The sequence below is a fragment of the Pseudomonas sp. B1(2018) genome, from assembly GCF_003097365.1.
GTDB classification, from domain to species: Bacteria; Pseudomonadota; Gammaproteobacteria; order Pseudomonadales; family Pseudomonadaceae; genus Aquipseudomonas; species Aquipseudomonas laurylsulfatiphila.
In genome coordinates, this window is the sequence record NZ_PYUK01000004.1 from 289,783 (window position 1) to 303,068 (window position 13,286).

A 13,286-nucleotide genomic window follows, 5' to 3' on the forward strand; every position below is an offset into this window, starting at 1 on the left:
GATCAAAAGATCGCCCGAGCGCGGACCGAGCCTTCGGCAGCTCCTACAGGAATCATGTCCATTCCCTCTTATCAGCGGTGCCCAATGCCTGCCGGGGCTCGGGTATACTCGCGCGTTTTGTGATGCCCTGCTGGCTTCACGGCTGAAATGTGAAGCGTCATGCAATGCGCACTTACGATTTGTCGGTGCAGCATCGCGGGTTCTGAACCAGCCTTGCAGGGATGTTTCGGTGATTTTTGGAGTTTCTATGCTCGAACAGGCTCAACGCGTCCTCAAGGACATCTTCGGCTACGACAGTTTCCGTGGCCGCCAGGGTGCAATCATTGAGCGCGTGGCCAGCGGTGGCGATGCCCTGGTCCTGATGCCTACCGGTGGCGGCAAGTCATTGTGTTTCCAGGTTCCGGCTTTGCTGCGCGAAGGCCTGGCCGTGGTGGTCTCGCCGCTGATCGCACTGATGGACGACCAGGTCGCCACCCTCGAAGAGCTGGGCGTGGCCGCCGCCGCGTTGAACTCCACCCTCAGCGCCGAGCAGCAGCGCGACCTCGCCGCCCGCATCCGCCGCGGTGAAGTGAAAATGCTCTATCTGGCGCCGGAGCGTCTGGTCCAGCCGCGAATGCTGTCATTTCTGCAGGGACTGAACATTTCCCTGTTCGCCATCGACGAAGCGCACTGTGTGTCGCAATGGGGGCATGACTTCCGTCCGGAATACCTGCAACTGGGCCAGTTGGCGGAGATGTTCCCCGACGTGCCGCGCATCGCCCTGACCGCCACGGCCGACAAACGCACCCGGGAAGAAATCGTCACCCGGCTGCACCTGCAAGACGCCGAGCGCTTCCTGTCGAGCTTCGACCGACCGAACATCTTTTATCGCATCGTGCCCAAGGAGCAACCGCGCAAGCAGTTGCTGGCGTTCCTTGCCGAACGGCGCAGCGATGCCGGCATCGTGTATTGCCTGTCGCGCAAGAAAGTCGAGGAAGTCGCCGCGTTCCTCAGCGAGCAGGGTTTTCCGGCGCTGCCGTACCACGCCGGTCTGCCCAACGATTTGCGGGCTTACCATCAGAAGCGCTTCCTCAACGAAGAAGGTCTGATCATGGTTGCCACCGTGGCGTTCGGCATGGGCATCGACAAGCCCAACGTGCGTTTTGTCGCGCATCTCGATTTGCCGAAATCCCTGGAAGCCTACTACCAGGAAACCGGCCGTGGCGGCCGTGATGGCCTGCCGGCAGACGCCTGGATGGCCTACGGCCTGCAAGACGTGGTGATGCTCAAGCAGATGCTGCAGAACTCCGAAGGCGACGAGCGCCACAAACGCCTGGAGCAGCACAAGCTCGACGCCATGCTTTCCCTGTGCGAAGAAACCCGCTGCCGTCGGCAAACGCTGCTGGCCTACTTCGACGAGGACATGCCCCAGCCTTGCGGTCATTGCGACAACTGCGTCGACGGCGTGCAGACCTGGGATGCCACCGAGCCCGCGCGGCAGGCGCTTTCGGCGATCTACCGCACCGGTCAGCGCTACGGCGTCGGGCACCTGGTGGATGTATTGCTGGGCAAGGACAACGAAAAGGTCCGTAACTTCGGCCATCAGCATCTTTCGGTGTTTGGTGTCGGCAAGGTGATGGCTGAGGGCGAATGGCGCTCGTTGTTCCGCCAACTGGTGGCCCGTGGTCTGGCCGACATCGACCTCGAAGGCTACGGTGGCTTGCGCCTGAGCGACAGTTGCCGGCCGCTGCTCAAGGGTGAAGTGACCCTGGAGCTGCGTCGCGATCTCAAGGCGCAAACCGTGGCGAAAAGCAGCAAGAGCCAGGCGAGCCAACTGGTTCGGGGCGAGGAGCGCGAACAGTGGGAAGCCCTGCGCGCCCTGCGACGCAAGCTCGCCGAAGAACATGGCGTGCCGCCGTATGTCATCTTCCCCGACTCGACCTTGCTCGAAATGCTGCGCAGCCAGCCGACCTCGCTGGCGGAAATGGCCAGGGTCAGCGGCGTCGGCGCGCGCAAGCTGGAGCGTTACGGCGAGGCCTTCCTCGAAGTCCTCGGCGGCCAGGTCGAGGCGCCGAAACCGGTGGCCGACGTACGTCACGAACTGATCACGCTGGCGCGGGCCGGTATGACACCGGTGCAGATCGCCGGTCAGTTGCAGTGCTCGGAAAAGAACGTCTACACCATGCTGGCCGAAGCGATCGGCAAGCAGCAGTTGTCGCTGGAGCAGGCGCTGGATCTGCCTGAGGACCTGATGGGCGAAGTCCAGGACGCCTTCCTCGACGGCGAAGGCGAATTGCCGCCGGTTTCCGAGATCGCCGCGCTGTTCGCGGGCCGGGTACCGGAAGGGGTTTTGTACTGTGTTCGCGCTGCCTTGCAGTCGGAATTCGAGATTTGAGACATCCGTAGTGCTGATGTAACGATTCAGTACAGATCAAGCCTTGCCTCGGATCGAGGCTCATGCTTAGCTGACTAATAATTAGTTTTTATTTATTTCAGTCTAATCATGAGTGTTTTATGCCGTTAACCGATCAACACCGCTTTGGCATGCAATTGGCCCAGATGTCCCGTGGCTGGCGTGCCGAACTGGACCGCCGTCTGGCGGGCATGGGCTTGTCCCAGGCGCGCTGGCTGGTGCTGCTGCACCTGGCCCGTTTCGAAGAAGCTCCGACCCAGCGGGAGCTGGCACAAAGCGTTGGCGTTGAAGGCCCGACCCTGGCCCGTTTGCTCGACAGTCTGGAAAGCCAGGGTCTGGTGCAACGCCAGGCTGTGCTGGAAGACCGTCGTGCGAAGAAAATCGTGCTCTGCGCCCCGGCGCTTCCCCTGATCGAACAAATTGAAACCATTGCCACGCAACTGCGTCACGAACTGTTCGAAGGCGTCGATGAGGCGGATTTGAAGGTGTGCATGCGAGTTCACGGGCATATCCTGGGCAACCTTGAAAAGTCCTGAGGCATAACCGACTGCCAGGCTTTTTGAGAGACCGCATTGCGCAGACTATAAGAACTACTCGGCAATATCGTGTTCGTAACGGATGTACGAACGCGTACCGGTAATTTTTGTAGATCTCAAGGATGCTCATGCTCAAGTGTTGGCGGTTGGTTGTGCGCGGTTGTTCACAGGGGTTGCTGGCTGGGGCGGCGATCACTTACTCGGCATGGGCTCCGGCGCTGGGCCTGGGTGAAATCACCCTGCATTCGGCGCTGAATCAACCGCTGCGTGCCGATATCGCCCTGGTGGATGCGGCTGGCCTGGAGGAGGGCGAGCTGTCGGTGAGCCTGGCAACGGCAGACGCGTTCAGCCGTGCCGGGGTCGACCGGGTCTTTTTCCTCGACAATCTGAAATTCACCCCGGTCCTGCGCGGCAAGCGCAGCGTGATCCAGGTGACATCCAGCAAACCGGTCAGTGAACCCTTCCTGAATTTCCTCGTGCAGCTCAATCAGCCCGGCGCGCGCTTATTGCGCGAGTACACGGTGCTGATCGATCCACCGGGGTCGCCAGGCATTGTTGCCGCCCCCGATGAACCGGTTTTCCGTTCCCCGGCGTCTGCATTCCCCAGGGTTCAACCGGTCGAAACGCCGCCCCCCGTGGCAAGGACGACGCCAGCAACTGACGTCTCCTTGGTCGATCCCGCCGTGGAACAACTGGCTGCCAGCACCCTGCAAAACCACCAGCTGCAATCCACTGTCGATGACCTCAATGCGAAGCTGCAAAACCAGGATGAGCTGATCGACGGCCAGAAACAGCAGTTGGCCGAGCTGCAAACCCAGCTGGATGAGCTCAAGAAGGTTAAGGCGCAACCCATGGTTTCTGATGCAGTGGCACCGATCCCCGCCATTGCTCAAACTTCCGGGGTTGGCTGGTTGCAGATTGCCGGTGTGTCAGCGCTGATGGGGTTGCTGGCGCTGGGCTGGTTTGTTCGCCGTCGGCGCCAGCAACATCAGGCCACAGATTCAGAGGCTCTGCCGTCGCCACATGAGCCGTCGGCTGAGTTTTTTACCGAGCCAGTGATCTGGCCGCCCGTCACGCAATGGCCCACTGCGCAGCGCGACGGGGTGCCAGCCAATGATGAACTTGAGTGGGTCGATAACCGTCACACCATCCCGGTCGCTGCTGCCGTGGCGGCTCCGGGTTTGGCGATGTCCGGCGAATCCGCCATTGACGATGAGTACCGGCTCAACCTGGAGGAGCTGTCCATGGCGTCGAGTTGGGACGTGATCAGCCCAGGCGAGACCAGGCAACCAGTGGCTTTGGCCATGATCGAGCCTGCGTTCGGGTTGGAGACACCACCTGATCAGCCGACTCGACAGTCACCGGCCGGGCTATCATAGCGGCGTCGTCAAACTCTGGAGTCAAGCCCCATCATGACCGCCCACAAACCGGAAATCGTCATCACCTATTGCACGCAATGCCAGTGGCTGTTGCGTGCCGCCTGGCTGGCCCAGGAACTGCTCAGCACCTTTGGTGACGACCTGGGTAAAGTTTCCCTGGTGCCGGGCACCGGCGGGGTCTTCCATATTTTCTGTGACGCCGCGCAGATCTGGGAGCGCAAGGCGGACGGTGGCTTCCCTGAAGCCAAAGTGCTCAAGCAGCGGGTCCGCGACCGGATCGACCCGGACCGCGACCTGGGACACAACGACCGCACTCAGTGAGACGCCACCTCGGCGGTAACGGCCTTCTTGCTCGAACTGCCTGAGAGCCTGCTGGATACCACTATTGCCACAATGATCAACGCACCTCCCAGCAACATGCGCAGGGTCGGGTTTTCGTTGAACAGCAGCCAGGCGACGGTGATGCCATAGACCGGCTCCAAGGCGAACACCACGGCGGCGGTGCGTGCCTTGATCACCGCCAGGCTGGCGACAAACAGACTGTGGGCGACACCGGTACAGAACACACCGAGCAGGCCGATCCACAGCCAGTCGATGGCGCGTACTTCGCTCAATTGAGGCGCCGCCACCGGCAGCAGGCACAGGGCAACCACCACGTTCTGGCACAGCGCCGCCTGCACGGGCGGGACGCGCCCGGAGCTGGCACGGTTGGTCAGCGACAGCAGGGCGAACAACAAGCCGGAACCCACAGCCCACAGCAGGCCCGTGGTAGCGCCGCTGGCCAGGTCAAAATCAGGCGTGACCAGCACCAGGCCGACACTCACCAGCAGCACCAGCACAATTTCATTGGCGCGAATGCGCTCGCGGAAGATCAGCCCTTCGAGAATCACGGTAAAGGCCGGGAAACTGGCGAAGCCGAGCGTTGCAATCGCCACGCCTGCGACTTTCACCGCAATGAAGAAACTCACCCAGTGCCCGGCGAGCAACAAGCCGCTGAGCAGCAGCCGGCGCCAGTCCACGGCCTCGAGTTTCTGCCAGCGTGTCTGGCTGGCGAACCGTGCAAAAAACGCCAGTGCGAGCACGGCAAAAGCGGCACGGCCGAACACGATGATCGCCGGTGATGCGGCAGCCAGTTTGCCGAACACGCCGGTCAGGCCGAACATCAATGCGCCGATATGCAAGGCGCCAAGTGCGGTACGGGGAGTCATTGCAATCCTTGATGACAAACGAACAGAGGCCTCATTGAAGCGCGTAATGGCCCGTCAAGTCTGTCGGCAGACTAGCGTTTTTTGTCGCCAGCCTCGCGCCGCAGTTTTCCGGGCGATGCCCCGAATTCGCGCAGCACTGCCGCTGCGAAGGCACTCTGGGAGCTGTAGCCGACGCGGCTGGCAATCTCGCCGATGGGCAGCGCCGAGTTGCGCAGCATGCCCACCGCGATGTGCAGGCGTCGACTGCGGATGTAGTCCATCGGCGTCTGCCCGCATTCAGCCACGAACCGCGCATGCAGACGGGCACTGGAGAGGCCGGCCACCCGGGCCAGGTCGGCCACCTGCAGCGGGTACGCCGCGTACTGATCGATGTGTGCATTCAGCGCGGCATAGGGCAGGCGCCGACCGCCGACGGTGTCGGGCCTGGCGTTGTTCAGGCTGGCCAGCAACAGCACTGCACCTTGTTGTGCGATCAGCGGATCCTCGACCGGACTGTTCGCCAGCCAGCTGACCAATTGACTTTGTCCCGCGTCCAGGGGCAGGCGGCCGGCGTTGTCGAGCAAGCGTCGGCTGGACTCGGCGTGATCACCCAACGACTGCGAAACCCATTGTTCGCTGGGCACATCCAACACCAGGCAGCGACTGCCATTGGCGCTGCCACACGCGTGATGCGCACCGGAGGGCACCACCACGAAACTCTGCTGGACCACCTGGCTGCCGCGGCCGTCGACCTCGAAATCCAGGGCGCCCGAAAGCCCGAACACCAATTGCGCGTGTTCATGGCTGTGGACGATCAGGTCGTGGCTGTATTGGCGGAGCGTGAGGATCGGTCTCATCGCGGGTCTCCCGGTTCAGGGCGTCAGTCTACACCGAGCGGGCCCACTAGCGTTGTCACAGGACTGACTTGACGCTGTCATGGACCATTAACCGGGCCGGGGCAGACTTGGCAAAACTTGCCAGAGGGTTGCCCATGACCAGCGCCGAGCTCGCCAAACCCACCCGTAAGCAACGCGTACGGACGCTATGGATTTCCGACGTGCATTTGGGCACCCGGGATTGCCAGGCTGAACACCTGTCGCAGTTTCTCAAGAGCTACCACGCGGACAGAATCTACCTGGTCGGCGACATCATCGACGGCTGGAAACTGCGCGGCGGCATGTACTGGCCGCAGGCGCACACCAACGTGATTCGTCGCCTGTTGACCATGAGCAAACGTGGCACCGAGGTGATCTACGTCACCGGCAACCACGACGAGTTCCTGCGCCGCTATTCGAAGCTGATCCTGGGCAATATCCAGTTGGTGGACGAAGCGGTGCACGTCACCGCCGACGGCCGGCATCTACTGGTGATCCATGGCGACCAGTTCGATGTGATCACCCGCTACCATCGCTGGCTGGCCTTTCTCGGTGACTCGGCCTACGAATTCACCCTGACCCTCAACCGCTGGCTCAATCATTGGCGCGCGCGATATGGCTACGGCTACTGGTCACTGTCGGCCTACCTCAAGCACAAGGTGAAAACCGCGGTCAGCTTCATCAGCGACTTCGAGGAAGCCATCGCCCATGAATGCGTCAAACGCGAGCTGCACGGCGTGGTGTGCGGGCACATTCACCATGCCGAGATTCGCAAGGTGGGCGAGGTGGACTACCTCAATTGCGGCGACTGGGTGGAGTCGTGCACGGCGCTGATCGAGCATTGGGATGGTTCGATCGAGCTGTATCGCCTGGCGGATGCCCAGGCGCGGGAGGCGCAGTTGAAGGCGGCCAAGGTTGCAGAGTTGGCCTGACAGTCATTCGGTGTTTGTGCTGGCCTCTTCGCGGGCAAGCCCGCTCCCACAGGGTTATCTGGCGGCCACAAGTATTGTGCTCACCTCGCCCACTGTGGGAGCGGGCTTGCCCGCGAATGGACCGCGTAGCGGTCCCGCTGGATCTGTCAGGCCGGCGCGTGCTCTTCCATCGCCGCCTTGTAGATCGAGTTCCTGGGGTGCGCAAACAATCGCTCCATCATCGGTTCGAAGAAACTCAATGGCAGCGTGTCATACCCCGGATCAAACGCCGCCGCATCGTACTTGGCACAGAACTCGACAGTCGCCTGGTACTGCGGATGGTCCTGGAACTGCTCACGCAGATGCCGATCCATGCCCAGGTGATGAAAGAAGTAGTAGCCCTGGAAAATTCCGTGCTTTTCCACCATCCACAGGTTCTCGGCGCTGACGAACGGCTTGAGGATCGCTGCGGCGATGTCCGGGTGGTTGTAGGAGCCCAGGGTGTCGCCGATGTCATGGAGCAGGGCGCAGACCACGTATTCCTCGTCGCGACCATCACGAAAGGCGCGGGTGGCGGTTTGCAGGGAATGGGTCAGGCGATCCACCGGGAACCCGCCAAAATCCCCCTCCAGCAACTTCAGGTGCGCCACAATCCTTGTCGGCAGTTGTCGCGCGTAGGCAGTGAAGTCTGCGGCGATGATCGCCCAGTCTTCCTGCGTGCCGTCCTTCATGTGGGTGAAGCGGGCATTGGCATTCATAGGCAACTCTCTTGTGACGGATGTTCTCTAGAACGGAACGCGCCCCAGCACCATGTCCCGGTACATGACGAAATCGCCGAGCAGGCTATAGAAGGGGTGTTGGAACGTTGCCGGGCGGTTCTTCTCGAAGAAGAAGTGACCGGCCCAGGCAAAGCTGTAACCCGCTACAGGCAGGGCCCACAACAGCATCCAGGCTCCGCGACCAACGGTCAGCGCCAGTATCAAGATAACCAGCGTCGTGCCGATAAAATGCAATCGGCGGCAGTTACTGTTGCTGTGCTCGCTGAGGTAGTAAGGGTAAAACTCAGCAAAGCTGTTGAAGCGCTTGATGTTTTCCACGACTGCGATCTCTGTGGTTATTGTTCTGGCTGCAAGTTGTTCTGCGGGTAGCTTATTTGAGTCTAGAGTGATCAATGGCATCAGCCAGTGACAATAGGCGCCACTTTAGTATCCTTCGGTCAATAGCCGTCGCATGCGGCTCACCATGTAAGAAAACGCCATGAGCGAACGAACGACTTCTGCAAGCTGGGCGATGGGGATTGTCAAAGCGCTGGAGATGGACGGCCTGGATTGCCGGGTTCTGTTCAAGCAGCTGGGGCTCGACTACGCGGCACTGGATGATCCGGATGCACGCTTCCCGCAAGATTCCATGACACGGCTGTGGCAACGCGCGGTCGAACTGTCCGGCAACCCGGCCATCGGCCTGAACATGGGCAAGGTGGTGCGACCGGCGCAGTTCCATGTGACCGGTTATGCCTTGATGTCCAGCCAGACACTGGCCGAAGGTTTTCAGCGACTGGTGCGCTATCAGCGGATCATCGCCGAAAGCGCCGACCTGAGTTTCAAGCTGCTGGACGAAGGCTACGCGCTGATTCTGACGGTACATGGCGACCACCTGCCGCCGACCCGGCAGAGCGCCGAAGCTTCACTGGCCTGCGCCCTGGCGTTGTGCAGCTGGTTGACCGGGCGTACGTTGCAACCACGCAAAGTGTTGCTGCAAGGTGCCGAACCGGCCAATCCGGAACCCTATAAACAGGCTTTCCATGCACCGCTGGTGTTCAACGCGCCTTACGATGCGCTGATTTTCGAGCGTTCGGACATGGAAGCGCCCTTGCCGACGGCCAACGAAGCCATGGCGTTGCTGCATGACCGCTTTGCCGGCGAGTACCTGGCGCGCTTTTCCGAAAGCCGCGTGACGCACAAGGCGCGGCAGGTGTTGTGCCGCCTGTTGCCCCAGGGCGAGCCCAAGCGCGATACCGTGGCGCAGACGCTGCATCTTTCCCAGCGCACCTTGCAACGGCGTTTGCAGGAAGAGGGCACGAGTTTTCAAGCTCTGCTGGACGATACCCGGCGCGAACTGGCCGAGCAGTATCTGGCGCAACCGAACATGACCTTGCTGGAAATCGCTTACTTGCTGGGATTCGCCGATCCGAGCAACTTCTTCCGCGCTTTCCGCCGTTGGTTCGATGCCACACCCGGCGAATACCGGATGCGGCTGATGCAGGCACCTGAAGCGGTCAATGACGCCAAAATGCCGGAATACACAGCACAAACACAGTGATGATCTCCAGTCGGCCGAGCAGCATGCCGAACGACAGAATCCACTTGGCGGCATCGGGCAGGGTCGCGAAGTTACCGGCCGGGCCGATGGTCTCGCCGAGTCCCGGGCCGACACCGGACACGGTACTGGCCGCGCCGGTGAGGGCGGTCATCCAGTCCACGCCGAGCAGCGACAGCAGCAGCGCAATCACGCAGATGGTGATCGCAAAAAAGAACGAAAAGGTCAGGATCGAACGCACGATTTCTTCGTCGAGGCGGTGACCGTTGTACTTCTGCTTGATCACCGCGCGCGGATGAATCAGCTGGTTAAGGTTGGCCTTGAGCAGGATATAGGCCACCTGGAAGCGGAAAATCTTGATACCGCCGGCGGTCGAGCCGGAACAACCGCCGACAAATCCCAGGTAGAAGAACAGCATCAGCGAGAAATTGCCCCAGAGGCTGTAGTCCCCCAGCGCGAAACCGGTGGTGGTCACCACCGACGTCACGTTCAGCGCCACATGCCGCAACGCCTCCAGCCAATGCAGCTGGGTCGTCCACCAATACCAGGTGCCCAGCACCAGCCAGGTCACCAGCAGCATGCCGAGCAGGCCTTGAACCTGTTCATCCTTGATCAGCGCCCGACGGTTGCCCCGCAACGTGGCGACATACAGGGTAAACGGCAGGGCCCCGAGAATCATGATGACGATCGCGACCCAGTGCACCGCAGGCTCCGGCCACTTGGCCAAAGACTGGTCGGAGGTCGAGAAGCCGCCAGTGGAAATCGCCGACATCGCGTGGTTGATCGCGTCGAACAGGCTCATCCCGGCCCACCAGAACGCGAGGCTGCCGACAATGGTAATGCCGACGTAGGTCGCCACGATCAGGCGCGCCACCATGTGCGAGCGGGGCATGACTTTTTCCGAGCGGTCCGACGATTCGGTCTGGAACAGCCGCATGCCGCCGATGCGCAGCAGCGGCAGGATCGCCACCGCCATGCCGATGAAGCCGATGCCGCCGAGCCAGTGCAGCAACGAGCGCCACATCAGGATGCCGGGGGACATGGTGTCCAGGCCGCTGAGTACGGTTGCGCCAGTGGCGGTGATCCCGGACATGCTTTCGAAGAACGAGTCGGTGTAGCTGATGTTTTGGGTCAGCAGGAACGGCAGCGCGGCGAAGATGCACACCACCAGCCAACTGCTGACGGTCAGCAGGTACATGTCCCGGGGGCGCAGGTGAATGTGTTCGGGGCGCCCGGGAATCACCAGCGCCAACCCGGCGACAAAGGTGATCATGCTGGCCCAGAGGAACGACGGCAGATCGCTGGTGCGGTCGAAAATGACCAGCGTGGCCATCGGTATGACCATGGAGATCGCCAGCGTGATCAGGAAGATGCCGATGATGAAACCAATGATCCGTAAGGTCGGCAACGCCATGAGGTCCGCTCGGCTGATAGAGGAAAGGGCGCCATTCTACCCGTGAGGCAGGGCATGTAAACCGGCACTGCTGCGGCAGTTACAGCTAGAATAGCCGCACAAATTTTTCAGGAGGTGGCCGATGCAGGCTCTCGACGCTTTGCTCAACCGTGTTTCCGTTCCGCGACTGATTGACCCTGCACCCACTGCCGAGCAGCGCGAGGTGCTGTTCGGTGCCGCCATGCGCGCCCCGGATCACGGTCACTTGCAACCTTGGCGCTTCCTGACGGTGGAAGGCGCGGCACGCGAGCAAATGGGTGAGCTGCTGGTCGAAGCGGCGAAATTGCAGGACAGCGAAGTCAGCGAAGCGGCCATCGACAAGGCGCGTAACAATCCGCTGCGGGCGCCGTTGGTGGTGGTGGTGATTGCGCGGTTGCAGGATCACGTCAAGTATCCGAAGTCCGAGCAGTTGCTGGCGGCGGGCTGTGCGGCCCACGGGATCTTGCTGGCGGCCTATGCGCAGGGCATTGGCGCGGTATGGCGTACCGGTGACCTGGCGTACTCGCCGCATGTGGCCAAGGGGTTGGGCCTGGCGGAGGGGGAAGAGGTGATTGCTTTCCTGTACCTGGGCACGCCGCAGAAAGAACCGCGGGTGGCCGAGAAGGTCGACCTGGCCGAGTTTGTCAGCGCCTGGTCCGGGAAGGCTTGAAGATCAAAAGATCGCAGCCTGCGGCAGCTCCTATAGGGTTATCTGTGCCTCTGTAGGAGCTGCCGAAGGCTGCGATCTTTTACGGTTGTGCGACAGCCCCCGGCACCAACGGCAATTCCAGGCTGGCCATGAACCCGCCTTCAGGATGATTGGCCAGCACCAGGCTGCCGCCATGGCGCTCCGCCGCTCGCCGGGCGATGGCCAGGCCCAGGCCGTGTCCGGCCGCTGTCTGCCCCGGTGCTCGATAGAACGGCTCACCGAGCTGGTTCAAGTATTCGGCACTGACCCCCGGTCCATGATCGCGCACGGTCACGACGATCCGCTCGCCCTGGCGCAGCGCCTGCATTTCGATCGGCAGGCCACCCACCGGATTGAAACGCTGGGCGTTGCGCAGCAAGTTGTCGACGGCCCGTTCGATCATGGTCGGCCAGCCCTTCAGATTCAGTTGCGACTCGGCCTCGAGGTGTACCAGCTGCTCGGGTGAAGCGAGTTGAGCATCCTTCTGCAAGGTGTTGAGCAAGGCATTCAGATCCACCTCTTCGGCACTGGCGTTATCGGAGTCGACCCGCGCCAGCACCAGGATTTCGCTGATCAGCGCTTCCAGTCGGTCGCACTCGCGGGTCAGGCGCGGCCATAGCTGTTCCCGTTCCTGTGGGCCGGCCCGTTCGGCGAGCGCCAACGCGATACGCAGACGGGCCAGGGGCGAGCGCAGTTCGTGGGAGACATCGCGCAGCAGTTGCCGCTGGCTGCCAATCAGACTCTGCAGGCGCGCACCCATGCGGTTGAAGTCATTGGCCAGGACGCCAAACTCATCGCGACGGTTGGCCAGCTTGACCAGGCTGTTCTGTTGATACGTGGTTTGTCCAAGGTCATGCACCGCTCCGCGCAGACGGCTGAGCGGGCGAGTGATGGAAAAGGTCACCAGCAGGCTGAACAGGGTCAGCACCACCAGGGCGATTCCCAGGGCACTGAGCGGCCAGAGCAGGCTCTCGCGGTGCCAGGCGTCCAGTTCCGGGTGGGGAATGCGGTAGATGAACAGGAAGGTGTCACCGGTTTTTTCGCTGGTGAATTCATCGGTCAGACGCCGCCATGGCAAGCGTCGGTCATCATTGTTCTGGCGCGCCTCAAAGGCCGCCGCACGTCTGGGGAAGGTGCCGCGCACCACTGGATCGCCGCTTTCGTTAAGCACCTGAACGTCGATGTGATACTGGCGTTTGCGTTGCTGGAGAATGTCCTGGGCGGCGTCTTCACCCTGACTTTCGTAAGTCTGCGTCCACTGTTCGGCCAGCGTGTTGAGGCCGGGGTGGCGGCTGAGAATCCAGGCGTCCTGGTTGAGCATGTGCCCGAGCAGGATGGAAAGCCCTGCAACCAGAGCGATGGCCAGCCAGAAGCTGGCCAGGATACGCCAGAACAATGAACGCACGGAAAGTCCTCGAACAAACACAGAATCCCATGTAGGAGCGAGCTTGCTCGCGAAAAACGCATAGACAACACGGGCTGCCTGATGCCGCGCGTTATCGTTGACGTCCATCGCGAGCAAGCTCGCTCCTACAGTAGATCAAAAGCATCAGACCCAACGGTGATGAGC

Annotated in this window: 13 protein-coding genes; 7 read left to right on the forward strand and 6 right to left on the reverse strand. The window is 61.5% G+C overall.

Annotation, left to right across the window (positions count from 1 at the left end; all coding sequences use genetic code 11):
• Positions 1-247: 247 nt before the first annotated feature.
• From recQ to C9422_RS08420, 4 genes are all read left to right on the forward strand, one after another.
• Complete coding sequence (recQ, locus tag C9422_RS08405; RefSeq protein ID WP_116580317.1) at positions 248-2,374, forward strand: DNA helicase RecQ; 2,127 nt, start codon at positions 248-250, stop codon at positions 2,372-2,374.
• Positions 2,375-2,493: 119 nt separating this feature from the next.
• Complete coding sequence (locus C9422_RS08410; protein WP_007975279.1) at positions 2,494-2,928, forward strand: MarR family transcriptional regulator; 435 nt, start codon at positions 2,494-2,496, stop codon at positions 2,926-2,928.
• Between the two features lie 128 nt (positions 2,929-3,056).
• Positions 3,057-4,307 carry a hypothetical protein gene (locus C9422_RS08415; RefSeq protein WP_116580318.1) on the forward strand — a complete coding sequence of 417 codons (1,251 nt, stop codon included), beginning with the start codon at positions 3,057-3,059 and terminating at the stop codon, positions 4,305-4,307.
• Positions 4,308-4,340: 33 nt separating this feature from the next.
• Positions 4,341-4,628 (forward strand): SelT/SelW/SelH family protein, encoded by a 288-nt coding sequence (locus C9422_RS08420; RefSeq protein WP_116580319.1) that lies wholly within the window; start codon positions 4,341-4,343, stop codon positions 4,626-4,628.
• Here C9422_RS08420 and C9422_RS08425 read toward each other — a convergent pair.
• Entirely contained in the window at positions 4,622-5,515 is an 894-nt protein-coding gene (locus C9422_RS08425; protein ID WP_116580320.1) for a DMT family transporter, read from the reverse strand. The genes C9422_RS08420 and C9422_RS08425 overlap by 7 nt on opposite strands.
• 71 nt (positions 5,516-5,586) lie before the next feature.
• Positions 5,587-6,351: an AraC family transcriptional regulator gene (locus C9422_RS08430; protein ID WP_116580321.1), complete on the reverse strand. Its 765-nt coding sequence runs from the start codon at positions 6,349-6,351 to the stop codon at positions 5,587-5,589.
• A 134-nt stretch (positions 6,352-6,485) separates the two neighbouring features.
• Between C9422_RS08430 and C9422_RS08435 the strand changes: the two genes are divergently transcribed.
• Positions 6,486-7,301 carry a UDP-2,3-diacylglucosamine diphosphatase gene (locus tag C9422_RS08435; protein WP_007984154.1) on the forward strand — a complete coding sequence of 272 codons (816 nt, stop codon included), beginning with the start codon at positions 6,486-6,488 and terminating at the stop codon, positions 7,299-7,301.
• 146 nt (positions 7,302-7,447) lie between these two features.
• Here the strand turns inward: C9422_RS08435 and C9422_RS08440 are convergent, their stop codons facing one another.
• Positions 7,448-8,038, reverse strand: a complete 591-nt coding sequence (locus tag C9422_RS08440) for an HD domain-containing protein (protein WP_116580322.1) — start codon at positions 8,036-8,038, stop codon at positions 7,448-7,450.
• Between the two features lie 27 nt (positions 8,039-8,065).
• Complete coding sequence (locus C9422_RS08445; protein ID WP_116580323.1) at positions 8,066-8,377, reverse strand: DUF962 domain-containing protein; 312 nt, start codon at positions 8,375-8,377, stop codon at positions 8,066-8,068.
• Positions 8,378-8,537: 160 nt separating this feature from the next.
• Here C9422_RS08445 and C9422_RS08450 point away from each other — a divergent pair, with 160 nt between their 5' ends.
• Positions 8,538-9,599, forward strand: coding sequence for an AraC family transcriptional regulator (locus C9422_RS08450; protein WP_116580324.1), 1,062 nt, complete (start codon positions 8,538-8,540; stop codon positions 9,597-9,599).
• Here C9422_RS08450 and C9422_RS08455 read toward each other — a convergent pair.
• Positions 9,556-11,010: a TrkH family potassium uptake protein gene (locus C9422_RS08455; RefSeq protein WP_116580325.1), complete on the reverse strand. Its 1,455-nt coding sequence runs from the start codon at positions 11,008-11,010 to the stop codon at positions 9,556-9,558. The two genes, C9422_RS08450 and C9422_RS08455, sit on opposite strands and share 44 nt — an antisense overlap.
• 121 nt (positions 11,011-11,131) lie before the next feature.
• On the opposite strand from C9422_RS08455, the gene C9422_RS08460 reads away from it, so the two are divergent.
• A complete protein-coding gene (locus C9422_RS08460) occupies positions 11,132-11,698 on the forward strand; it encodes an NAD(P)H nitroreductase (protein ID WP_116580326.1) in 567 nt (188 codons plus the stop codon).
• A gap of 79 nt (positions 11,699-11,777) precedes the next feature.
• On the opposite strand, the gene C9422_RS08465 is transcribed toward C9422_RS08460, so the two are convergent.
• Positions 11,778-13,121 (reverse strand): HAMP domain-containing sensor histidine kinase, encoded by a 1,344-nt coding sequence (locus C9422_RS08465; RefSeq protein WP_116580327.1) that lies wholly within the window; start codon positions 13,119-13,121, stop codon positions 11,778-11,780.
• Positions 13,122-13,286 lie beyond the last annotated feature (165 nt).